Source organism: Streptomyces sp. NPDC004539 (assembly GCF_040610055.1).
Taxonomy (GTDB): Bacteria; Actinomycetota; Actinomycetes; order Streptomycetales; family Streptomycetaceae; genus Streptomyces.
In genome coordinates this window covers 64863-86728 of sequence record NZ_JBEXLS010000032.1, presented here as the reverse complement: position 1 = coordinate 86728, position 21866 = coordinate 64863, and the positions used below count along the sequence as shown (strand labels likewise).

General features: G+C 71.2%; 20 protein-coding genes. 2 read left to right on the top strand and 18 right to left on the bottom strand.

The features are described 5' to 3' along the window. Positions 1 to 302 precede the first annotated feature (302 nt). Positions 303 to 2453 carry a primosomal protein N' gene (locus ABZX85_RS42980; protein ID WP_355882186.1) on the bottom strand — a complete coding sequence of 717 codons (2151 nt, stop codon included), beginning with the start codon at positions 2451 to 2453 and terminating at the stop codon, positions 303 to 305. 88 nt (positions 2454 to 2541) lie between these two features. Between ABZX85_RS42980 and ABZX85_RS42975 the strand changes: the two genes are divergently transcribed. Beyond that, entirely contained in the window at positions 2542 to 3207 is a 666-nt protein-coding gene (locus tag ABZX85_RS42975) for a hypothetical protein (RefSeq protein WP_355882183.1), read from the top strand. A 64-nt stretch (positions 3208 to 3271) separates the two neighbouring features. Here the strand turns inward: ABZX85_RS42975 and metK are convergent, their stop codons facing one another. The 13 genes from metK to pyrR all read right to left on the bottom strand — a co-directional run bounded on the left by metK (position 3272) and on the right by pyrR (position 17609). After that, positions 3272 to 4480: a methionine adenosyltransferase gene (metK, locus tag ABZX85_RS42970; RefSeq protein WP_355882180.1), complete on the bottom strand. Its 1209-nt coding sequence runs from the start codon at positions 4478 to 4480 to the stop codon at positions 3272 to 3274. Between the two features lie 241 nt (positions 4481 to 4721). Then, positions 4722 to 5939, bottom strand: a complete 1218-nt coding sequence (gene coaBC, locus ABZX85_RS42965; protein ID WP_355882177.1) for a bifunctional phosphopantothenoylcysteine decarboxylase/phosphopantothenate--cysteine ligase CoaBC — start codon at positions 5937 to 5939, stop codon at positions 4722 to 4724. 118 nt (positions 5940 to 6057) lie between these two features. Then, positions 6058 to 6327, bottom strand: a complete 270-nt coding sequence (gene rpoZ, locus ABZX85_RS42960; protein ID WP_010357929.1) for a DNA-directed RNA polymerase subunit omega — start codon at positions 6325 to 6327, stop codon at positions 6058 to 6060. Between the two features lie 81 nt (positions 6328 to 6408). After that, a complete protein-coding gene (gmk, locus tag ABZX85_RS42955; protein ID WP_355882174.1) occupies positions 6409 to 7002 on the bottom strand; it encodes a guanylate kinase in 594 nt (197 codons plus the stop codon). Positions 7003 to 7061: 59 nt separating this feature from the next. Continuing rightward, positions 7062 to 7385, bottom strand: a complete 324-nt coding sequence (locus ABZX85_RS42950; RefSeq protein ID WP_355882171.1) for an integration host factor — start codon at positions 7383 to 7385, stop codon at positions 7062 to 7064. A gap of 299 nt (positions 7386 to 7684) precedes the next feature. Further along, a complete protein-coding gene (pyrF, locus tag ABZX85_RS42945) occupies positions 7685 to 8515 on the bottom strand; it encodes an orotidine-5'-phosphate decarboxylase (RefSeq protein WP_355882168.1) in 831 nt (276 codons plus the stop codon). After that, a complete protein-coding gene (locus ABZX85_RS42940) occupies positions 8512 to 9618 on the bottom strand; it encodes a quinone-dependent dihydroorotate dehydrogenase (protein WP_355882165.1) in 1107 nt (368 codons plus the stop codon). The genes pyrF and ABZX85_RS42940 overlap by 4 nt, the downstream gene beginning before the upstream one ends. Positions 9619 to 9679: 61 nt before the next feature. After that, positions 9680 to 12988, bottom strand: coding sequence for a carbamoyl-phosphate synthase large subunit (gene carB / locus ABZX85_RS42935; RefSeq protein WP_355882162.1), 3309 nt, complete (start codon positions 12986 to 12988; stop codon positions 9680 to 9682). Continuing rightward, positions 12981 to 14123 carry a glutamine-hydrolyzing carbamoyl-phosphate synthase small subunit gene (gene carA, locus ABZX85_RS42930; RefSeq protein WP_355882159.1) on the bottom strand — a complete coding sequence of 381 codons (1143 nt, stop codon included), beginning with the start codon at positions 14121 to 14123 and terminating at the stop codon, positions 12981 to 12983. The genes carB and carA overlap by 8 nt, the downstream gene beginning before the upstream one ends. Next, complete coding sequence (locus tag ABZX85_RS42925) at positions 14120 to 14689, bottom strand: hypothetical protein (protein ID WP_355882156.1); 570 nt, start codon at positions 14687 to 14689, stop codon at positions 14120 to 14122. The genes carA and ABZX85_RS42925 overlap by 4 nt, the downstream gene beginning before the upstream one ends. Then, positions 14686 to 15972, bottom strand: a complete 1287-nt coding sequence (locus ABZX85_RS42920) for a dihydroorotase (RefSeq protein ID WP_355882153.1) — start codon at positions 15970 to 15972, stop codon at positions 14686 to 14688. Before ABZX85_RS42920 ends, ABZX85_RS42925 begins: the two co-directional genes overlap by 4 nt. 4 nt (positions 15973 to 15976) lie before the next feature. Beyond that, entirely contained in the window at positions 15977 to 16966 is a 990-nt protein-coding gene (locus tag ABZX85_RS42915) for an aspartate carbamoyltransferase catalytic subunit (protein WP_355882151.1), read from the bottom strand. Positions 16967 to 17051: 85 nt separating this feature from the next. Beyond that, on the bottom strand, positions 17052 to 17609 hold the full coding sequence (gene pyrR, locus ABZX85_RS42910) for a bifunctional pyr operon transcriptional regulator/uracil phosphoribosyltransferase PyrR (protein ID WP_355882148.1): 558 nt from the start codon (positions 17607 to 17609) through the stop codon (positions 17052 to 17054). 252 nt (positions 17610 to 17861) lie between these two features. On the opposite strand from pyrR, the gene bldD reads away from it, so the two are divergent. Continuing rightward, the gene (gene bldD, locus ABZX85_RS42905) at positions 17862 to 18362 is read left to right on the top strand and encodes a transcriptional regulator BldD (protein ID WP_010357917.1); all 501 of its coding nucleotides are present in this window, start codon (positions 17862 to 17864) and stop codon (positions 18360 to 18362) included. Positions 18363 to 18581: 219 nt separating this feature from the next. Here the strand turns inward: bldD and nusB are convergent, their stop codons facing one another. The 4 genes from nusB to ABZX85_RS42885 form a co-directional block, all read right to left on the bottom strand. Continuing rightward, a complete protein-coding gene (gene nusB, locus ABZX85_RS42900) occupies positions 18582 to 19007 on the bottom strand; it encodes a transcription antitermination factor NusB (RefSeq protein WP_355882144.1) in 426 nt (141 codons plus the stop codon). A 2-nt stretch (positions 19008 to 19009) separates the two neighbouring features. Then, complete coding sequence (gene efp, locus ABZX85_RS42895; RefSeq protein ID WP_355882142.1) at positions 19010 to 19576, bottom strand: elongation factor P; 567 nt, start codon at positions 19574 to 19576, stop codon at positions 19010 to 19012. Positions 19577 to 19627: 51 nt separating this feature from the next. Further along, positions 19628 to 20719, bottom strand: coding sequence for an aminopeptidase P family protein (locus ABZX85_RS42890; protein WP_355882139.1), 1092 nt, complete (start codon positions 20717 to 20719; stop codon positions 19628 to 19630). Between the two features lie 107 nt (positions 20720 to 20826). Then, entirely contained in the window at positions 20827 to 21759 is a 933-nt protein-coding gene (locus ABZX85_RS42885) for an AAA family ATPase (RefSeq protein ID WP_355882136.1), read from the bottom strand. Positions 21760 to 21866 lie beyond the last annotated feature (107 nt).

The window sequence follows — 21866 nt, the reverse complement described above, 5'->3', positions numbered from 1 at the left end:
CGCACCCGCACACACCTCACGGGCCACCCCTCAGCGACAACCCGCCGCACCCTCCACACACCCGGCGAGAGCCCGCAGTACCCTCCACACACCTGGTGAAAGCCCGCCGCACCCTCCACGCCCACCCACCCGCAGCCACTCCACTCCCCCTACCTAGCTGCGGGCAGTCGTGCCGCCAGGGCACGGGTGGGCTGGGGGTCCCCCTGCTCGAAGAGCTCGGGGGAGGCACCCCGCACGCGCGGGCAAGCGCCCCACCCGCCCCAGCCACCCACCGGCCGCACCACCCCCCAACCCCCACCCCCTCACCCAATATCCGGCGGATCAACCCGAACCCAAACCCGCCCCTCCTCCCCCCCACCCCCCCGAGCCATCCGCGCAGCCAACGCCGCCTTCAACGCCCCGGCCAACACCCCACCCCGCCCCGGCGGCACCCGCACCAACGCCCGCTCCCACCGCTCCCCCGGCGGCGGCCCCCCCACCCTCCGGGGCCGCCCGACAGGCGTGACCGGCACCGGAACCGGCCCCAACACCTCAGCCTCGGCGGGCAGTTCGACGACGGACAGGAACCCGGCCACAGCCTCCGCGCTCCCCGACACCGAGGCCATCCGGGAAACCGGCGGAAACCCCAGCTCCGCCCGCTCGGCAAGCTCCCGCACCGCATGCCCCACAGGGTCCCACCGCACCAACGCCTGCACAGCCCGCAACGTGGGCTCGGCGACCACGACGACGGTCCCCCCCACCCCCTGCCCCCGCACCAGCCCCGCCGCCCCGATCCACCGCCGCAACGCCTCCTCCCCGGCCCGCAGATCGGGCCGCCCGAGCATGGCCCACCCGTCGAGCAGCAACGCGGCGGCATACCCCCCTTCGGCCACCGGCTCGGCCCCGGGCGTACTCACGACCAACGCCGGCACCCCCGGCACCGTGTCCAGCACCTGCTCCCGCCCGGACGTCCGCACCGGCACGGCCGGAAACGCCCGCCCCAGCTCCTCCGCGGTCCGCCGAGCCCCCACGACCTGCGCCCGCAACCGCACACCCCCGCACTCGGCACACCGCCAGCTCCCCTCCCCCCGCCCGCACCACCCGCACACGAGCCCACCCCCGTCGACCCCCTCCAACGGCCCCGCGCAGTGCCGGCACCGCGCCGGCTCCCGGCACTGCGCACAGGCCATCCGCGGCACGTACCCCCGCCGAGGCACCTGCACCAGCACCGGCCCCGACCGCAGCCCGTCCCGCACGACCTGCCACGCGAGCGACGGCAGCCGCGCCGCCCGCGCCGCCTCGTCCCGCGCCAGCTCCTGATCCCCCACGGTCCGCACGAGCGGCGCGGCCGACCGCACCTGCTCCCGCCGGGCGACGACCGGCCGAGCCCACCCGCTCTCGACGAGCTGGGCGGCCTCGACGGTGCAGCTCCAGCTCCCCAGCAGGAACCCGCACCTCTCCTGCGCGGCCCGCAGCAGCAGCACGTCGCGCACATGCGGCTGCGGGGCATGGGGCTCGCTGTGGCTCCCGTCCCCGTCGTCCCAGACGACGACCAGCCCCAGATCCCGCACCGGCGCGAACATCGCGGCCCGCGTCCCGACGACGGCCCGCACGCTCCCCCGCGACACGGCGAGCCACTCCCGGTACCGCTTCTCGGGCCCGGCGTCGGCGGTCAGCACGGCATGCCGCCCCTCCCCCAGCACCCCCCGCAACGCGGCGTCCACCCGCCCGACGGCCCGCCCGTCGGGCACGACGACGAGGGCCCCCCGCCCCGAGGCGAGCGTGGCCCCCACGGCCCGGGCGACCTCCTCGCTCCACCCCTCCCCCGGCAGCGCGTTCCACACGGCCCGAGGCGCCCCGCCCCGCCCCAGCGCCTCCACGAACGCGACCCCGGACTCGTACCGCTCCCACGACCCCGCCGAGGGCATCTCCGGCGGCCCCACCGGCTCCGGCGAAGCCCTCTTCTCGGCCCGGGCGCTCCGCGGCGGCACAGCGAGCTGAAGCACATCGGCCAGACTCCCCGCATACCGGTCCGCGACCCCCCGGGCCAACGCCAACAACTCAGGCCCGAGCACCACCTCGGGCGAGACGACCTGCGCGAGAGCGGCCAACGGCCCGGAGTAGTCGGAGCCGGCCACCCGCTCGACGAGATACCCGTCGATGAGCCCGCCCCCCTCCCGCCGCCCGTCCCGCACTTTCCCCCGCCCCGCCCCGAACCGCACCCGCACCCGCACCCCAGGCTGAGCCACCGCATCCAACTCGGCAGGCACCGCGTAGTCGAACAACCGATCCAGATGCAGCACCCCCTTGTCCACCAACACCCGAGCCACCGGCAGCTCCCCCGCCAGCTCGGCCCCCCGCCAGCTCCGAGGCTTCGCCCGCTCCCCCTTCCCCTTCCTGACCCCCTCCCTGATGAAGGCCAACTGCTCAGCCCCCACCCCGCCCCCACTCCCCGACCCGTCCACGCTGCTCACACCCCCATAGATACCAAACCCCACTGACAACGCGGTCCATGCGCGGACCGGAGTTCCGTTTCCCGGGATGAGCGGCTTGGATGACCGGATGACCGTTCATGACACAGCCCGGGATCTGCCCGAGATCACCGCACTGCGTGACCATTGCCGTTCGCTGGCCGTCCTGGAGGCGATACTCAGCCCCGAATGGGCGGACCGCTACCACTCGTTCGACGCGAGCTGGTCGGAGACCGAGGAAACCGCGTCGATGCGGGACGGTGAGGGGGACGAGTACTCCATCGTGTTCTCGCCGGCCGGCGCGTACGTGCGCGGCTTCGCCCACGAGTCGCCCATGAGCCCCTACCAGAACGACGGCCCGTGGCCGGGTGTCCTCGATTCCGTCCCGGAGGTGTTCGCCCCGTGCGTCGACGAGCCCGCGTTCAGCGACGAGGACGGGATGCCGGTCGTGACCGCGTGCCTGTGGCGGCGGACCGGGGACGAGGGGTGGTCGACGGGGGAGATCGACTTCCCGGAGTCCTTCAACGGGGACCCGGACGGCTCACGGTCCCTGTTCGCCCTGTTGACGGACCGCAGCGCGGAGGCGTTCCAGGAGTGGGCGGAGGACTACTACGAGACCGAGGTGGACCTGGACGCGATACGCCACGTCCTCGCCTCACGCCCGCTGACCGAGGACGTCGTCACCCGCCTCAACCCGGAGGTGCGCCTCACCGGCTTGGCCAAGGAGCTGACCGAGGCCGGTTACCCGCAGGCGTGAGCGGACGCACGGAGGCCCGGCGCCCATCAGGGTGCCGGGCCTCACTGAGCGAGCAGGTCAGGACCTACAGGCCCGCGGCCTTGCGGAGCGCGTCCACCCGGTCCGTCCGCTCCCACGTGAAGTCGGGGAGCTCGCGGCCGAAGTGGCCGTACGCGGCGGTCTGGGCGTAGATCGGGCGCAGGAGGTCGAGGTCGCGGATGATCGCGGCGGGGCGGAGGTCGAAGACCTCGTCGATCGCCTTCTCGATCTTGTCGGTGTCGACCTTGTGCGTGCCGAAGGTCTCGACGAAGAGACCGACGGGCTCGGCCTTGCCGATCGCGTAGGCGACCTGGACCTCGCAGCGGGAGGCGAGCCCCGCGGCGACGACGTTCTTGGCGACCCAGCGCATCGCGTACGCGGCGGAGCGGTCGACCTTGGACGGGTCCTTGCCGGAGAAGGCACCGCCGCCGTGGCGGGCGAAGCCGCCGTACGTGTCGATGATGATCTTGCGGCCGGTGAGGCCGGCGTCGCCCATCGGGCCGCCGATCTCGAAGCGGCCGGTCGGGTTGACCAGCAGGCGGTAGTTCTCGGTGTCGAGCTTGATGCCGTCGTCCAGGAGGGCCTTCAGCTCGGCCTCGACGACGAACTCCCGGATGTCGGGCGCGAGGAGCGACTCCAGGTCGATGTCGGAGGCGTGCTGCGAGGAGACGACGACCGTGTCGAGGCGGACGGCCTTGTCGCCGTCGTACTCGATGGTGACCTGGGTCTTGCCGTCGGGGCGCAGGTAGGGGATGGTCCCGTTCTTGCGGACGTCCGAGAGGCGCTTGGCCAGGCGGTGCGCGAGGAAGATCGGCAGCGGCATGAGGGTCGGCGTCTCGTCCGACGCGTAACCGAACATCAGGCCCTGGTCGCCGGCGCCCTGCTTGTCGAGTTCATCTTCGTCGCCCTCGACCCGGGACTCGTACGCCGTGTCGACGCCCTGCGCGATGTCCGGGGACTGCGCGCCGATGGACACGGAGACGCCGCAGGACGCGCCGTCGAAGCCCTTCTTCGACGAGTCGTAGCCGATCTCCAGGATCTTCTCCCGGACGAGCTGCGGGATCGGCGCGTACGCCTGGGTGGTGACCTCACCGGCGACGTGTACCAGGCCGGTGGTGATCAGCGTCTCGACGGCGACGCGGGACGCGGGGTCCTCGCGCAGCAGCGCGTCGAGAATCGTGTCGCTGATCTGGTCAGCGATCTTGTCGGGGTGACCTTCGGTCACGGACTCCGAGGTGAACAGGCGACGGGACACAACGCTCCCTGTGGTTGCAGCGGCTGCTGGCTGATCATTGGCGGGCCTCCCGGGAGCTGCGCCCGGTGCGGTCCGGGAACAGCTTATCGGTCGTACCCCGCCACCGGCCCACCCGTCTCGCCTCTCGGGAGCGCTGTGAGCTGCGGCACGGGCATTCTGACCGATGCCTCACGGGCTTGGCCAGAGCCGCCGCTCCCGATCCGGGCGAGTCTCCAGTGGTTCCGGGGTGCGCATCCAAGCGTCATTCGAGGCGCCGCGTCACCAGGTCCCACACGATTTCGGCCAGTTCCTCCTTGGGGCCGTGGGGTACGGGGGTCTCGCTGCCGTCGGCGCCGAGGACGACCGCCTCGTTCTCCTCGGAGCCGAAGGTCCGGCTCTCCCCCACCTCGTTCACGACCAGCAGATCGCATCCCTTCCGGGCGAGTTTCGCGCGTCCGTTGGCGAGGACGTCGTCGGTCTCCGCGGCGAACCCGACGATCACCTGTCCGGGCCGGGCGCGGCTCCCGGAGATCTCCGCGAGGATGTCCGGATTCCGTACGAGAACGATCGGCTCCGGCTCCTGGCCGTCCTTCTTCTTGATCTTGCCCGCCGCGTACGTCTGCGGCCGGAAATCGGCGACGGCCGCCGCCATCACCACCACGTCGGCGTCCGCCGCGTGCTTCAGCACGGCCTCCCGCATCTGGACGGCCGTCCCGACGGGGACGACGTCGACGCCGGCCGGGTCGGGGAGGCTCGCGTTCGCCGCGATCAGCGTGACGCGGGCGCCGCGCGCCGCCGCCGTACGCGCGAGGGCGTAGCCCTGTTTGCCGGAGGAGCGGTTGCCGAGGAAGCGGACGGGGTCGAGGGGTTCGCGGGTGCCGCCGGCGCTGACGACGACATGGCGCCCGGCGAGGTCGGGTTCACGGACGCCGCGCGCCGGGCCCTGCCTCCTCAAGACGTTTCGGCAGACCTCGAAGATCTCGGCGGGGTCGGGAAGACGGCCCTTGCCGGTGTCGACGCCGGTGAGGCGGCCGACGGCGGGTTCGATCACGACGGCTCCGCGGCGGCGCAGCGTCGCCACGTTCTCCTGCGTCGCCGGGTGTTCCCACATCTCCGTGTGCATCGCGGGGGCGAAGACCACGGGGCAGCGGGCCGTCAGGAGCGTGTTGGTGAGGAGGTCGTCCGCGAGGCCGTGGGCCGCCTTGGCGAGCATGTCGGCGGTCGCGGGGGCGACGACGACGAGGTCGGCGCCCTGGCCGATCCGGACATGCGGCACCTCGTGGACGTCGTCCCAGACCTCCGTCGAGACCGGGTAGCCGGAGAGGGCGGACCAGGTCGCGGCGCCCACGAAGTGCAGCGCGGAGTCCGTGGGGACGACCCGGACGTCGTGCCCCGACTCGGTCAGTCTGCGCAGCAGCTCGCACGCCTTGTACGCGGCGATGCCTCCGCTGACCCCCAGGACGACCTTGGGCTTGTCCACCGTCACTCCCCTCTCGGAAACCCGTACGACCCCATGACACACCACAGGCCCGGCAATCTGCTTGCCGGGCCTGTGGATAAGTCAGTCGCGAACTGACAGTCGTACTTACGAGCCGTACTTACGCCGGGTCCGGAACGGCCTCGGACGTCAGCAGACCGGCGTTGATCTCGCGCAGCGCGATCGACAGCGGCTTCTCGTGGACGTGCGTGTCGACGAGGGGACCGACGTACTCCAGGAGGCCCTCACCGAGCTGCGAGTAGTACGCGTTGATCTGACGGGCGCGCTTGGCCGCGTAGATCACGAGGCTGTACTTCGAGTCCGTGGCTTCGAGGAGCTCGTCGATCGGAGGGTTGATGATGCCCTCGGGCGCGGAGATGGAAGAGGACACGCTCTACCTTCCGTGGATGGGAGAAATCTCAGACTGTGTTGCCATAAGACAGTTGCCATAAGACATTGGTGACCGTAACGGTCACACCACATCCATCAAGGCTAGCAGCTCACGCGCCACATCCTCGACAGAGGTGTTGACCAGCGTCTCGTCGAACTCCGGCTCGGCCGCGAGTTCGATCTTGGCGGCGTCCAGGCGGCGCTCGATCACGTCGGGCGCCTCGGTGCCGCGGCCGGTGAGCCTGCGCACCAGCTCCTCCCAGGAGGGCGGCGCGAGGAACACGAGCTGGGCGTCCGCCATGGACTCGCGGACCTGCCGGGCACCCTGGAGGTCGATCTCCAGGAGCACCGGCTCGCCGTTCTCCAGCCGCTCCAGCACGGCCGCGCGGGGCGTGCCGTAGCGGTTGCCGGCGAACTCGGCCCACTCCAGCAGCTCGCCGTTGGCGATCAGCTTGTCCATCTCGTCGTCGCCGACGAAGAAGTAGTGGACGCCGTGCTTCTCACCCGGACGGGGCCCCCGGGTCGTCGCCGACACCGACAGCCACACCTCCGGGTGGGCCTTGCGCATATGAGCGACGACCGTGCTCTTACCGACCCCTGAGGGGCCGGAGAGCACGGTCAGCCGCGGACGTACGTCCGGGGGCTCGGGGGTCGTCCCCCGGAATGTTGCAGCCATGCAGCGATTATTCCAGCAATCCCGGAGTGCCCGGGACGCCCTGCCCGGCGGCGCCGGGATCAGGAACCGGTGCTGCCGAACTCACGCTCCAGGGAAGCGATCTGGTTGGAGCCGAGGCCGCGCACACGGCGGCTCTCGGAGATGCCGAGTCGCTCCATGATCTGCTTGGCGCGGACCTTGCCCACACCCGGCAGGGACTCCAGAAGCGCGGAGACCTTCATCTTGCCGATGACGTCATTCTTCTGACCCTGCTGGATGACCTCTTGCAGGGAAGCGCCGGAGTGCTTGAGTCGATTCTTGACCTCGGCCCGCTCCCGGCGAGCCGCGGCGGCCTTTTCGAGCGCGGCTGCGCGCTGTTCGGGGGTAAGGGGCGGAAGAGCCACGCCTACGTCACCTCGGATGTCGAACTGTCGGATACGGACCGGTGAGGAACCTAGTCGCCCCACACCTGGCGAGCGACGAGCAACACGCTTGCCCGTTCACTCTCCGTCGGAGACTAGCGGCCAACTCCGCCTGAGTCAGCGAGAACAGCGGAAAAGTCCTGGTCAGCCTCTACGGGACCGGACATATGCCGCAAAACTCCCCGGATTTGAGACTGTATCCATCCTCAAGTCGGCGAGAACCAGCCGGTCGAGCCCACCCGAGGTTCCGTTCGACCGCCTCGACCGGCCCTCGCCACGCCCTACCCCACCGCCTCCCGAACCTCCCCCGAGATCCGATCCGCCGCCTCCCGCAACCCCCGCACATCAGGCCCGAACCGCAACACCCCCCGGCTCACATTCGGCACGACCCGCGAAACGGCGCTCCCGAACACCCGTGGCAGATCGGCGGCGGTGGCCCCCTGCGCCCCCACCCCCGGCGCCAGCAGAGCCCCGCCCATGTCGAGGTCGTAGGCGGAGAGATCCCCCAGCGTCGCCCCCACGACCGCGCCGAAGGACCCCAGCGGCCCCTCCCCGGCGTTCTCGGCCCGAAGATGCGCCAGCATGGTCGCCGCGACGTCCACCCCGTCGGCACGGACGGCCCGCTGCACCTCCCCGCCCTCGGGATTGGAGGTCAGGGCCAGCACGAACAGCCCGCACCCGTTCTCCCGGGCGAGCGACACGGCCGGCGCGAGCGACCCGTACCCGAGATACGGCGACACGGTCAGCGCGTCGGAGAACAGCGGCGAGGCGGGCGAGAGGAACGCCTCGGCGTACGCGGCCATGGTCGACCCGATGTCCCCCCGCTTGGCATCCATCAGCACCAGCGCCCCCGCCGCCCGGGCCTCCGCGACGGACTTCTCCAGCACGGCCACCCCCCGCGACCCGAACCGCTCGAAGAACGCGCTCTGCGGCTTCAGCACGGCGACCCGGTCGGCGACCGCCTCCACGACGGTCCGGCTGAACCGTTCGAGCCCGGCGACGTCGTCGTCGAGCCCCCACTCCGCGAGCAGCGAGGCATGCGGATCGATCCCCACGCACAGCGGCCCGCGCTCGTCCATCGCCCGGCGCAGCCGCGCCCCGAACCCGCTCATACCGTCTTCCTCACGTCGGAGCCGACCGCGTCGGCGAGAGTGGCGTACGGACTCGTGCGGAGCCGCGCGGCGAGCCCCTTGTGCAGCGCGCGGTTCCAGAACGGGCCCTCGTAGATGAACGCGCTGTACCCCTGGACGAGCGTCGCGCCCGCGAGGACGCGCTCCCAGACGTCCTCGGCGTTCTCGACGCCGCCGACCCCGACGAGGGTGATCCGGTCGCCCACGCGCGCGTACAGGCGCCGCAGGACGGCGAGGGAGCGTGCCTTGAGGGGTGCCCCGGAGAGCCCGCCGGTCTCCTTGACGAGATCCGGAGCGGATTCGAGGCCGAGCCCCTCGCGGGCGATGGTGGTGTTCGTCGCGATGATCCCGTCCAGCCCCAGTTCGACCGCGAGATCGGCGACGGCGTCGACGTCCTCGTCCGCGAGGTCCGGCGCGATCTTCACGAGCAGCGGCACGTGCCGTCTGGGAACGACCCGGTCGGCCGCCTCACGCACGGAGGTGAGAAGCGGTCGCAAGTGATCGACCGCTTGCAGATTCCGCAACCCGGGCGTGTTGGGCGACGACACGTTGACGACGAGGTAGTCGGCGTACGGCGCGAGGCGCTCCGCGGACTTCACGTAGTCCCCGGCGGCCTCCTCCTCGGGCACCGCCTTGGTCTTGCCGATGTTGACGCCGACGACGGTCCGGAAGACCGCCTCCCGGGAGGCGAGCCGCGCGGCGACGGCCAGCGAGCCGTCGTTGTTGAAGCCCATCCGGTTGATGAGCGCCCGGTCGGCGACCAGCCGGAACAGCCGCTTCCTGGGGTTGCCGGGCTGTGCCTCCCCGGTGACCGTGCCGATCTCGACATGGTCGAACCCGAGCATGGCCATTCCGTCGACGGCGACGGCGTTCTTGTCGAAGCCGGCGGCGAGCCCGAACGGGCCGTGCATCCGCAGCCCGAACGCCTCGGTGCGCAGCTCCTTGTAGCGGGGCGCGAGGGCGGCGGCGACGAAGGTGCGCAGCACGGGCACGCGGGCGGCGAGCCGAATCCACCGGAAGGCGAGGTGGTGGGCGCGCTCGGGGTCCATGCGCTGGAAGAAGAGCCGGAAGAAAAGTCCGTACATCACATGTCCTCATGAAGAGGGGGACACCGGCTCCGGTGTCCCCCTCGTGGCTGCTGGTGCCTCAGTCCCGTGCCGCGGTCAGCTGTTCCGCGTGTTCCTGGAGCGAGCGCACGCCCACTCCGCCGTGGTTGAGCGCGTCGATGCCCTGGACGGCGGCGGCGAGCGCCTGGACGGTCGTCAGGCAGGGCACGGACCGGGCGACGGCGGCCGTCCGGATCTCGTAGCCGTCGAGCCGGCCGCCCGTGCCGTACGGGGTGTTGACGATGAGGTCGACCTCGCCGTCGTGGATGAGCTGGACGATCGTCCGCTCGCCGGCGGGGCCCTCGCCGTCGCTGAGCTTGCGCACGACCGTCGCGTTCAGGCCGTTGCGCTTGAGGACCTCGGCCGTCCCGGAGGTCGCGAGGAGCTCGAAGCCGTGGGCGACGAGTTCACGCGCCGGGAAGATCATCGAGCGCTTGTCGCGGTTGGCGACCGAGATGAACGCGCGGCCCTTGGTCGGCAGCGGCCCGTACGCGCCCGCCTGCGACTTGGCGTACGCCGTGCCGAAGACGGAGTCGATGCCCATGACCTCGCCGGTGGAGCGCATCTCCGGGCCGAGGACCGTGTCGACGCCCCGGCCGTGGATGTCGCGGAAGCGCGACCACGGCATGACGGCCTCCTTGACGGAGATCGGCGCGTCCATGGGCAGCTCGCCGCCGTCCCCGCGCGCGGGCAGCAGCCCCTCCGCGCGCAGCTCGGCGACGGTCGCGCCCAGGGAGATCCGGGCGGCGGCCTTGGCGAGCGGCACGGCGGTCGCCTTCGAGGTGAAGGGGACCGTGCGGGACGCGCGCGGGTTGGCCTCCAGGACGTACAGGATGTCCCCGGCCATCGCGAACTGGATGTTGATCAGACCGCGGACGCCGACGCCCTTCGCGATGGCCTCCGTGGAGGCGCGCAGCCGCTTGATGTCGTGGCCGCCGAGGGTGATCGGGGGCAGCGCGCACGCCGAGTCGCCGGAGTGGATGCCGGCCTCCTCGATGTGCTCCATGACGCCGCCGAGGTACAGCTCCTCGCCGTCGTACAGGGCGTCCACGTCGATCTCGATCGCGTCGTCCAGGAACCGGTCGACGAGGACCGGCCGCGAGGGGCTGATCTCGGTCGACTCGGCGATGTAGGACTCCAGCCGGGTCTCGTCGTAGACGATCTCCATGCCGCGCCCGCCGAGGACGTACGAGGGCCGCACCAGGACCGGGTAGCCGATCTCGTCGGCGATGGCCTTGGCGCCCGCGAAGGTGGTCGCCGTGCCGTGCTTGGGGGCCGGGAGGCCCGCCTCGGCGAGGACCTGCCCGAAGGCGCCCCGGTCCTCGGCGGCGTGGATCGCCTCGGGGGAGGTGCCGACGATCGGTACGCCGTTGTCCTTGAGCGCCTGCGCGAGGCCGAGCGGGGTCTGCCCGCCGAGCTGGACGACGACGCCCGCGACCGGTCCGGCCTGCGTCTCCGCGTGGACGATCTCCAGGACGTCCTCCAGGGTGAGCGGCTCGAAGTAGAGCCGGTCGGAGGTGTCGTAGTCGGTGGAGACGGTCTCGGGGTTGCAGTTGACCATCACGGTCTCGTACCCGGCGTCGGACAGCGCGAAGGAGGCGTGGACGCAGGAGTAGTCGAACTCGATGCCCTGGCCGATGCGGTTCGGCCCGGAGCCGAGGATGATGACGGCCGGCTTCTCGCGCGGGGCGACCTCGGTCTCCTCGTCGTAGGACGAGTAGAAGTACGGGGTCTTCGCGGCGAACTCGGCGGCGCAGGTGTCGACCGTCTTGTAGACCGGGCGGACGCCCAGCGCGTGCCGGACCTCACGGACGACGTCCTCGCGCAGGCCGCGGATCTCGGCGATCTGCTGGTCGGAGAAGCCGTGCCGCTTGGCCTCGGCGAGGAGGTCCGCGTCGAGGCGCTCGGCGGCGGCCAGCTCGTCGGCGGTCTCCTTGATCAGGAAGAGCTGGTCGACGAACCAGGGGTCGATCTTGGTGTACTCGAAGACCTCCTCGGGCGTGGCGCCCGCGCGGATGGCCTCCATGACGGTGTTGATCCGGCCGTCGGTCGGCCGTACCGCCTCCTCCAGGAGGAGAGTCTTGTCGCCGACCGGGCCGACGAAGGTGAACTGGCTGCCCTTCTTCTCCAGCGAGCGCAGCGCCTTCTGGAACGCCTCGGTGAAGTTGCGGCCGATGGCCATCGCCTCGCCGACCGACTTCATGGTGGTCGTCAGGGTCGAGTCGGCCTGCGGGAACTTCTCGAACGCGAACCGGGGAGCCTTGACGACGACGTAGTCGAGCGTCGGCTCGAAGGAGGCCGGCGTCTCCTGCGTGATGTCGTTGGGGATCTCGTCGAGGGTGTAGCCGACGGCGAGCTTCGCGGCGATCTTCGCGATGGGGAATCCGGTCGCCTTGGAGGCGAGCGCGGAGGACCGGGAGACACGCGGGTTCATCTCGATGACGATGACCCGGCCGTCCTCGGGGTTGACCGCGAACTGGATGTTGCAGCCGCCCGTGTCGACGCCGACCTCGCGGATGATCGCGATACCGATGTCCCGCAGGATCTGGTACTCGCGGTCGGTCAGCGTCATCGACGGCGCCACCGTGATCGAGTCGCCCGTGTGGACGCCCATCGGGTCGAAGTTCTCGATGGAGCAGACGACCACGACGTTGTCGTTCTTGTCGCGCATCAGCTCCAGCTCGTACTCCTTCCAGCCGAGGATGGACTCCTCCAGGAGCACCTCGGTGGTCGGGGAGAGCGTGAGGCCCTGTCCGGCGATGCGGCGCAGCTCCTCCTCGTCGTGCGCGAACCCCGAACCGGCGCCGCCCATCGTGAAGGAGGGGCGGACGACGACGGGGTAGCCGCCGAGGGTGTCGACGCCCGCGAGGACGTCGTCCATGGAGTGGCAGATCACCGAGCGGGCGGACTCGCCGTGCCCGATCTTCGCGCGGACGGCCTCGACGACGCCCTTGAACAGGTCGCGGTCCTCGCCCTTGTTGATCGCCTCGACGTTGGCGCCGATCAGCTCCACGCCGTACTTCTCCAGCACACCCTGCTCGTGCATGGAGATCGCGGTGTTGAGGGCCGTCTGGCCGCCGAGGGTCGGCAGCAGGACGTCGGGGCGCTCCTTGGCGATGATCTTCTCGACGAACTCCGGGGTGATCGGCTCGACGTAGGTCGCGTCGGCGATCTCCGGGTCGGTCATGATCGTCGCCGGGTTGGAGTTGACCAGGATGACCCTGAGGCCCTCGGCGCGCAGGACGCGGCACGCCTGGGTGCCGGAGTAGTCGAACTCGGCGGCCTGGCCGATGACGATCGGGCCGGAGCCGATGACCAGGACGGACTGGATATCGGTGCGCTTAGGCACGCTGGCCCTCCAAGAGGCTGACGAAGCGGTCGAACAGGTAGGCGGCGTCGTGCGGGCCCGCCGCGGCCTCCGGGTGGTACTGGACGGAGAAGGCGGGCTGGTCGAGCAGGCGCAGCCCCTCCACCACGTCGTCGTTGAGGCAGACGTGGGAGACCTCGGCGCGGCCGAACGGCGTCTCGCTGACCTGGTCGAGCGGCGCGTCGACGGCGAAGCCGTGGTTGTGCGCGGTGACCTCGACCTTGCCGGTCGTGCGGTCCTGGACGGGCTGGTTGATGCCCCGGTGGCCGTACTTCAGCTTGTAGGTGCCGAAGCCGAGGGCGCGGCCGAGGATCTGGTTGCCGAAGCAGATGCCGAACAGGGGGGTCTTCCGCCGGAGGACCTCGGTCATCAGGGCGACCGGGCCCTCGGCGGTGGCGGGGTCGCCGGGGCCGTTGGAGAAGAAGACGCCGTCCGGCGCGATCGCGTACACGTCTTCCACGGTCGCCGTCGCGGGCAGGACGTGCACCTCGATGCCGCGCTCCGCCATGCGGTGCGGGGTCATGCCCTTGATGCCGAGGTCGATCGCGGCGACGGTGAACCGCTTCTCGCCGACCGCGGGGACGACGTACGCCTCCTCGGTGGCGACCTCCTCGTACAGGCTGAGGCCCTTCATCGGGGCCTGTGCCTGGACGCGGGCGACGAGGTCGGACTCCGGGGCGATCGTCGCACCGGAGAAGATCCCGGCGCGCATCGAGCCGCGCTCGCGGAGGTGGCGGGTGAGGGCGCGGGTGTCGATCCCGGAGATGCCCACGACGTTCTGCGCCACCAGTTCAGCGTCGAGCGAACGCGTGGCACGCCAGTTGGAGGGCACGCGCGCGGGGTCGCGGACGACGTAGCCGGAGACCCAGATGCGGGACGACTCGTCGTCCTCGTCGTTCCAGCCGGTGTTGCCGATCTGGGGGGCGGTCGCGACGACGATCTGGCGGTCGTAGGACGGGTCGGTCAGGGTCTCCTGGTAGCCGGTCATGCCGGTGGAGAAGACCGCTTCGCCGAAGGTCTCCCCCACGGCCCCGTAGGCACGGCCGCGGAAGACCCGGCCGTCCTCCAGGACGAGTACGGCGGGAGTCTTGTCGGCTCCCCTGGTGGAGGTCGTCATCGTTCGGCGCCTTCCGTCTGGTTGTTCTTGATCATGGAGTTGATGGCCTCGACCCAGTCGGTGTGCTCGGCCGCGTGGTCGGAGCGGAATCCGGAGTCGATCAGCTTGTCGCCGTGCGCCCAGGTCACCACGAGGAGCCCGCCCTCGCTGAGGACCTTGCCCGCGATGCCCTTGCCGAGCAGCGCCTCGCGCAGCGCGTCGGCCGGCACGAAGAAGTCGGCCGCGCCGGGCCGGACGACGTCCAGCCCGGCGTCCGTCAGGGTCAGCTCGACCCGGCTGCGGGTGCCCAGGCCGTGCGCGACGATGCGGTCGAGCCACTGACCGGCGGTGGTGGAGCCGTGGTAGCGGCCGGTCATGGTCAGTCTGGCCTCGCCCGGCGATTCGGGCGCGGTGGGCAGCTCGGGCAGGTCGCTCTGGAGCGTGCCCCGCCACTTCCAGCCCTCGCGCATCAGCCAGTAGACGAGGGCGACGAACAGGGCGAGTCCGACGACCCAGCCGATCCGCGCGGCCCAGTCGGTCACCGCGGCCGATTGCTTCTCGGCGGCGATCAGGAGAGGTGATGTCACGTGAGCTTCCCGTCGACGAGCGTGGCCTTCCCCCGCAGCCAGGTGTGCGTCACACGGCCCGGCAGCTCACGCCCCTCGTACGGGGTGTTGCGGCTGCGCGAGGCGAAACCGGCGGGGTCCACGGACCCACGGTATGCCGTGTCGACGAGCGTGAGGTTGGCGGGCTCACCTGCCGAGACGGGGCGGCCGTGGCCCTTCGCCGCGCCGATCTCGGCCGGCTTGGACGACATGCGCTCGGCGACCCCGGCCCAGTCCAGCAGGCCCGTCTCCACCATCGTCTCCTGCACCACCGACAACGCGGTCTCCAGGCCGACCATCCCCATCGCGGCGGCGGCCCACTCGCAGTCCTTGTCCTCGTGCGGGTGGGGCGCGTGGTCGGTGGCGACGATGTCGATCGTGCCGTCCGCGAGCGCCTCCCGCAGCGCGAGGACGTCCCGCTCGGTGCGCAGCGGCGGGTTGACCTTGTAGACCGGGTTGTAGGAGCGGACCAGCTCGTCGGTGAGGAGGAGGTGGTGCGGGGTGACCTCGGCGGTGACGTCGATGCCGCGGGACTTGGCCCAGCGGACGATCTCGACGGACCCGGCGGTCGAGAGGTGGCAGATGTGCACGCGCGAGCCGACGTGCTCGGCGAGCAGGACGTCCCGGGCGATGATCGACTCCTCGGCCACCGCCGGCCAGCCCCCGAGCCCCAGCTCGGCGGAGACGACGCCCTCGTTCATCTGGGCGCCCTCGGTCAGCCGGGGCTCCTGCGCGTGCTGCGCGACGACCCCGCCGAACGCCTTCACGTACTCCAGCGCGCGGCGCATGATGACCGCGTCGTCCACGCACTTGCCGTCGTCGGAGAAGACGGTCACCCCGGCGGCCGACTCGTGCATCGCGCCCAGTTCGGCGAGCTTCCTGCCCTCCAGGCCGACGGTGACGGCGCCGATCGGTTGGACGTCGCAGTAGCCGTGCTCCCGGCCGAGCCGGTAAACCTGCTCGACGACGCCGGCCGTGTCGGCGACGGGGAAGGTGTTGGCCATGGCGAAGACGGCCGTGTAGCCGCCGGAGGCCGCCGCGCGCGTGCCGGTCAGCACGGTCTCGGAGTCCTCGCGGCCGGGCTCGCGCAGGTGGGTGTGGAGGTCGACGAGGCCAGGGAGCAGCACCTTGCCGTCGGCCTCGACGACCTCGGCACCCTCGGCGGACAGGCCCACGCCGACCTCGGCGATCGTGTCTCCGTCGATCAGGACGTCCTGCGGCTCGCCGCCGAGCACCTTCGCACCACGGATCAGGATCTTGCTCATGGTCTTACTTCTCCTCGGAACCGGTGGTGGGGCGGGTGTGCGTGACGGCGGGTTCGTTGCCGCCCAGCAGGAGGTACAGGACGGCCATCCGGATCGACACGCCGTTGGCGACCTGCTCGACGACCGTGCAGCGCGGGGAGTCGGCGACCTCGGCGGTGATCTCCATGCCGCGGACCATCGGGCCGGGGTGCATGACGATCGCGTGCTCCGGCATCCTCGCCATCCGCTCGCCGTCCAGCCCGTAGCGGCGCGAGTACTCCCGCTCGGTCGGGAAGAACGCGGCGTTCATCCGCTCCCGCTGGACGCGCAGCATCATCACCGCGTCCGACTTGGGCAGCACCGCGTCGAGGTCGTACGACACCTCGCAGGGCCAGTTCCCGACGCCGACCGGCACCAGGGTCGGCGGGGCGACGAGCGTGACGTGGGCGCCGAGGGTGTGCAGCAGGTCGACGTTGGAACGGGCGACCCGGCTGTGCAGGACGTCACCCACGAGGGTGATCCGCTTGCCGCTCAGGTCCTGGCCGAGCCCGGCGTCGCGGCCGATGAGCCGGCGGCGCATCGTGAACGCGTCCAGGAGGGCCTGGGTGGGGTGCTGGTGGGTGCCGTCACCGGCGTTGATGACGGCCGCGTCGATCCACCCGGAGGTGGCGAGGCGGTACGGGGCTCCCGAGGCGCCGTGCCGGATGACGACGGCGTCGACGCCCATCGCCTCCAGGGTCTGCGCGGTGTCCTTCAGGGACTCGCCCTTGGAGACCGAGGAGCCCTTGGCGGTGAAGTTGATGACGTCCGCGGAGAGGCGCTTCTCGGCGGCCTCGAAGGAGATGCGGGTACGGGTGGAGTCTTCGAAGAAGAGGTTCACGACCGTGCGTCCGCGCAGGGTGGGGAGTTTCTTGATGGGCCGGTCGGCGACCCGGGCCATCTCCTCGGCGGTGTCGAGGATCAGGACGGCGTCGTCGCGGGTGAGGTCGGCGGCCGAGATGAGATGACGCTGCATCTGTCAGGCTCCGTAAAAGGTCTGTTTCGGGAGGTTCGAGGCAGGCCGGGGCATGCCGGAGAGACCGGCGTGCCGCACGGGCCCGCTACTGGTCCGGCTTCGCGCCGAGCAGCACGGTGTCGCGACCGTCCTCCTCGGCGAGCTGGACCTTGACCGTCTCCCGCAGCGACGTGGGGAGGTTCTTGCCGACGTAGTCGGCGCGGATGGGCAGCTCCCGGTGACCCCGGTCGACGAGCACCGCGAGCTGCACCGCGCGCGGGCGCCCGATGTCGTTCAGGGCGTCGAGGGCGGCGCGGATGGTGCGGCCGGAGAAGAGCACGTCGTCGACGAGGACCACCAGCCGGCCGTCGATCCCGTCACCGGGGATCTCGGTGCGGGCGAGGGCGCGCGGCGGGTGCATGCGCAGGTCGTCGCGGTACATCGTGATGTCCAGCGAGCCGACCGGGATCGCGCGCTCGGTGATCTCCTCGAGTTTCTCGGCGAGACGCCGGGCGAGGAACACGCCGCGGGTCGGGATGCCGAGGAGCACCACGTCGTCGGCGCCCTTGGCGCGCTCGACGATCTCGTGGGCGATGCGGGTCAGTACCCGCGCGATGTCGGGGCCCTCGAGAACGGGCCGCGCATCGGACGATCGGATGTCCATGGAAAAGGGACCTCCTTCTCCGCCTCACGGGACGGACCTTAAAGGACGTCGGGTTTGCGCCGTCAACCGTAGCAGGCCGTCGCGTCCTGGCTGATCACCCCCCTGGAGTAATCGGCCATCGCTACCACGGAAGGGTCGGTGTGGACCATTCGGCTTGACGCAGGAGAATCACGCTGCGTAACCTCACAATGAGTTACCAGCCGAGCGGGACGGCAACACAGCCGTCCGCGTCGACACAGCGCCGGGAGCTATATGTCCAGCGAATACGCCAAACAGCTCGGGGCCAAGCTCCGCGCGATCCGCACCCAGCAGGGCCTTTCCCTCCACGGTGTCGAGGAGAAGTCCCAGGGCCGTTGGAAGGCGGTCGTCGTCGGGTCGTACGAGCGCGGGGACCGCGCCGTCACCGTGCAGCGCCTCGCCGAGCTGGCGGACTTCTACGGCGTCCCGGTGCAGGAGCTGCTGCCGGGCACCACCCCGGGCGGCGCCGCCGAGCCGCCGCCGAAGCTGGTCCTGGACCTGGAGCGCCTCGCCCACGTCCCGGTCGAGAAGGCGGGCCCCCTCCAGCGCTACGCGGCGACGATCCAGTCCCAGCGCGGCGACTACAACGGCAAGGTCCTCTCGATCCGCCAGGACGACCTGCGCACCCTCGCGGTCATCTACGACCAGTCCCCCTCGGTCCTCACCGAACAGCTGATCAGCTGGGGCGTCCTCGACGCGGACGCCCGCAGAGCGGTGACCCACGAGGAAGGCTGAGAGCGCCGAGCGCTTGCAGCACCTGAGCAGAAACGTGCCGCCGGGTTGGCCAGAACCGAGTGATTCGGTTCCAGCCACCTGGCGGCACGTTTTTTGTGAAGCGGCGGCGCTGGGAGACGCAGGGCTCCTCGCAAGGGCCTTTTGCTTTTAGGGGCGCGGGGAACTGCGCGACAAGCCACGACGCAGCCGCAGCCGCCCGCGCAGAGGACTCCCCACCCCCTATCGGCGCAAGGACCCCTTCAGCTCCTTGAACCGCCCCAGAAGCCCGTTCACGAACGCCGGGGACTCGTCCGTCGAGAACTCCTTCGCGAGCTGGACCATCTCGTCCAGCACCACCGCGTCCGGCGTCTCGTCGACCCAGATCAGTTCGTACGCGCCGAGCCGCAGAATGTTCCGGTCCACCACCGGCATCCGGTCGAGCGTCCACCCGACCGAGTACTGGGAGATCAGCGAGTCGATCCGGGCGGCATGCTCCGCATACCCCTCGACCAACTGCATCGTGTACTCACTGACCGGCGGCTGCCGGTCGTCGGACCGGGACAGCCGCACCCAGTCCGCGAGCACCGTCAGAACGTCCGCATCCCGCTGGTCGCCCTCGAACAGGATCTGGAAGGCACGCTTGCGGGCCGTGTTGCGAGCAGCCACGGTTAGCTGTTCACCCGGCCGAGGTAGTCGCTCGTACGGGTGTCGACCTTGATCTTCTCGCCGGTCGTGATGAAGAGCGGAACCTGGATCTGGTGACCGGTCTCCAGCTTCGCGGGCTTCGTGCCCCCGGTGGAGCGGTCGCCCTGGAGGCCCGGCTCGGTCTCGGCGATGACCAGCTCGACGGCGGCCGGCAGCTCGACGAAGAGCACCTCGCCCTCGTGCCGCGCGACGGTCGCCTCGAAGCCCTCGATGAGGAAGTTCGCGGCGTCACCGACGGTCTTGCGGTCGATGTGCAGCTGGTCGTAGGTCTCCATGTCCATGAAGACGAAGTAGTCGCCGTCCATGTACGAGAACTGCATGTCGCTCTTGTCGACAGTGGCCGTCTCGACCTTGACGCCGGCGTTGAAGGTCTTGTCGACCACCTTGCCGGACAGCACGTTCTTGAGCTTGGTGCGCACAAAAGCCGGGCCCTTGCCGGGCTTGACGTGCTGGAACTCGACGACGGACCACAGCTGGCCGCCGTCGAGCTTGAGCACCAGGCCGTTCTTGAGGTCGTTCGTGGAAGCCACGGTTGCGGAATCTCCTGGACTGACGTGGACGACCCCGGCGCACGCCACTGGCTAGAGGGCGAGCAGCTCCTTGGTCGTGATGGTGAGTAGCTCGGGTCCGCCGTCCGCCTCGGGGCGCACGACGAGCGTGTCATCGATCCGGACGCCGCCCCGGCCCGGGAGGTGTACCCCGGGTTCGACGGTGACCGGCACGCAAGCGTCCAGTTTACCCATGGCCGCGGGGGCGAGCTGCGGGTCCTCTTCGATTTCCAGTCCGACGCCGTGTCCCATGGCCCCCGGCAGCCCCTCGGACCACCCCGCGGCCTCCAGGACCTGACGGGCCGCGCGGTCCACGTCCCGGTACGCGGCACCGGGCGCGAGAGCCTCCCGGCCCGCCCGCTGAGCGGCGAAGACGGCGTCGTACAGCTCGATCTGCCAGTCCGCCGGAGCCGTGCCGATGACGAAGGTACGGCCGATCTCGCAGCGGTAGCCGCGGTACGTCGCGCCCAGGCAGACGGAGAGGAAGTCGCCCTCCTCCACGCGCCGGTCGGTGGGCCGGTGGCCGCGCAGACCGGCGTGCGGGCCGGTCGCGACGGACGTGGGGAAGGCGGGGCCGTCCGCGCCGTGGTCGACGAGCCGGCGTTCCAGCTCCAGGGCGAGGTGGCGTTCCGTGCGGCCCACCAGGATCGACTCCAGGAGTTCGCCGAGGGCCTGGTCGGCGATCTCGGCGGCGACGCGCAGGCAGGTGATCTCCTCCTCGTCCTTGACGATCCGCAGCTGCTCGACGGCGCCGGCGAGGTCGTTCAGGTAGAGGTGGGGGGCGACCGAGTGGATGGCCCGGTGGCGGGCGACCGTGAGGTGGTGCTCCTCCACGGCCAGCGTGCCGATGTCCTGGGCCGTGAGGAAGTCGGCCGCGGCGACGGCCGGGTCACCGCCCTCGGCGGGCAGGACGTGCACGCGCACGCTGTCGTCCGGGCGGCCGTCCGGGGGGTGGGTGCACAGGAGGACGTCCTCCTCGGTGCCGACGAGGAGGACGGCGTTCGCGGGGGCGGCGCCGGAGAGGTATCTCACGTTGGCCGGGCGGGTGACGAGCGCGGTGGCGCTGCCCGCTGCGGTGCAACGATCTCTGAGGCGGGCCCGGCGGATGGCGTGAGCGTCTGACATACGTCGAGCGTAGGAGTTCGTACGGAAATATGCCGTTTTGGGGGGTGCCGTTCGGGGGACCAAGGCGGGCTCCGGACCATCTGGGCGGCAGAGGCGTCTGTGTCCGGCTACCACTTCGGCGGGCTGGCAATCGCCCTTGCCAGAACCTCGTCCAGGACTCTCGCCGTCGACTCCACGTCCAGCTGGGAGTTGTCGATGATCGGCAGGCCCGAGCCGTACCAGCCGGCCATGCGGCCGTGGATGCGGGCGACCTCCTCGTCCGTGAGACGGCGGTTGCCGGAGCGTTCCGCGTTGCGTTCCAGGACGACCTCAAGGCCGGGGAGGAGGACGACCGGCAGCAGGCCGGGGCCCACATGCCGCTTCCAGCCGCCGAGTCCCACCGCCGGGCGGTCGGGGAAGATCGCGTCGTCCAGGACGCAGGAGATGCCGTTGGCGAGGAAGTTGCGGGCGGCGAAGCCGCAGGTGCGGCGGGCCAGGCGGTACTGGGCCTCGGAGTGGTCGTTCCAGCCGCGCTGGGGGTCGGCGAAGCCGGAGCGGACCCACTCGCGGACGTCGTCGAGGCTGATGTGGGCCGTGGGGACCCGGCGGTGGTCGGCCCAGTACTTGGCGACGCTGGTCTTGCCCGCGCCCGCCGGTCCGATGAGCAGGACCGCGAGCATCGTGGTCGCCGGGTCGGGCGCGGCCGGCGCGGGGGCGGTGAACGGCGCGGCGGGCGGCAGCGGGAGGTGCCCGGTGACGTCACCGGGGGGCTGCCGGGGCGGCGGGGAGTAGGGGGGCACCGGCGGCTGGGGCACTGTGGGCGGGCCGGCCGGAGGCGCGGGAGGGTGCGGGACCGGGGGCGCGGGGGGCCGGCCGGCCGGGGGCGCGGGCGGGACCGGGGGTACGGGGGGCTGCGGGGCCGGGGGGGTGAAGCCCGGGGCCGGGTGTGCCTGGGGAGGGGGGTGGTGCGGTCCCGAATGCTGTGCGGCCGGCGGCCCGCCGACCGGACCGTGCCCCCACTGGTGGGGCGGCGGCAGCGGAGAACCCACTGCGTGCTGCATCCGGTGCCACTCCGTCTCGTTCTGTGCGGGCTCGGGTTCGCCTCCGGGGCGCGGAGACCGGCACGGCAGGCGATCGACGCCGGTGACGGGCGGGCCCGCTCCCTACC

Excerpts from the sequence above, each read along its gene's own strand:
- ABZX85_RS42890 (WP_355882139.1), bottom strand. The coding sequence starts at position 20,719 with ATGTCAGACGCTCACGCCATCCGCCGGGCCCGCCTCAGAGATCGTTGC.
- pyrR (WP_355882148.1), bottom strand. The coding sequence starts at position 17,609 with ATGGACATCCGATCGTCCGATGCGCGGCCCGTTCTCGAGGGCCCCGAC.
- ABZX85_RS42940 (WP_355882165.1), bottom strand. The coding sequence starts at position 9,618 with ATGTACGGACTTTTCTTCCGGCTCTTCTTCCAGCGCATGGACCCCGAG.
- ABZX85_RS42915 (WP_355882151.1), bottom strand. The coding sequence starts at position 16,966 with ATGCAGCGTCATCTCATCTCGGCCGCCGACCTCACCCGCGACGACGCC.
- bldD (WP_010357917.1), top strand. The coding sequence starts at position 17,862 with ATGTCCAGCGAATACGCCAAACAGCTCGGGGCCAAGCTCCGCGCGATC.
- ABZX85_RS42975 (WP_355882183.1), top strand. The coding sequence starts at position 2,542 with ATGACCGTTCATGACACAGCCCGGGATCTGCCCGAGATCACCGCACTG.
- gmk (WP_355882174.1), bottom strand. The coding sequence starts at position 7,002 with ATGGCTGCAACATTCCGGGGGACGACCCCCGAGCCCCCGGACGTACGT.
- ABZX85_RS42885 (WP_355882136.1), bottom strand. The coding sequence starts at position 21,759 with ATGCAGCACGCAGTGGGTTCTCCGCTGCCGCCGCCCCACCAGTGGGGG.
- pyrF (WP_355882168.1), bottom strand. The coding sequence starts at position 8,515 with ATGAGCGGGTTCGGGGCGCGGCTGCGCCGGGCGATGGACGAGCGCGGG.
- ABZX85_RS42920 (WP_355882153.1), bottom strand. The coding sequence starts at position 15,972 with ATGAGCAAGATCCTGATCCGTGGTGCGAAGGTGCTCGGCGGCGAGCCG.
- carA (WP_355882159.1), bottom strand. The coding sequence starts at position 14,123 with ATGACGACCTCCACCAGGGGAGCCGACAAGACTCCCGCCGTACTCGTC.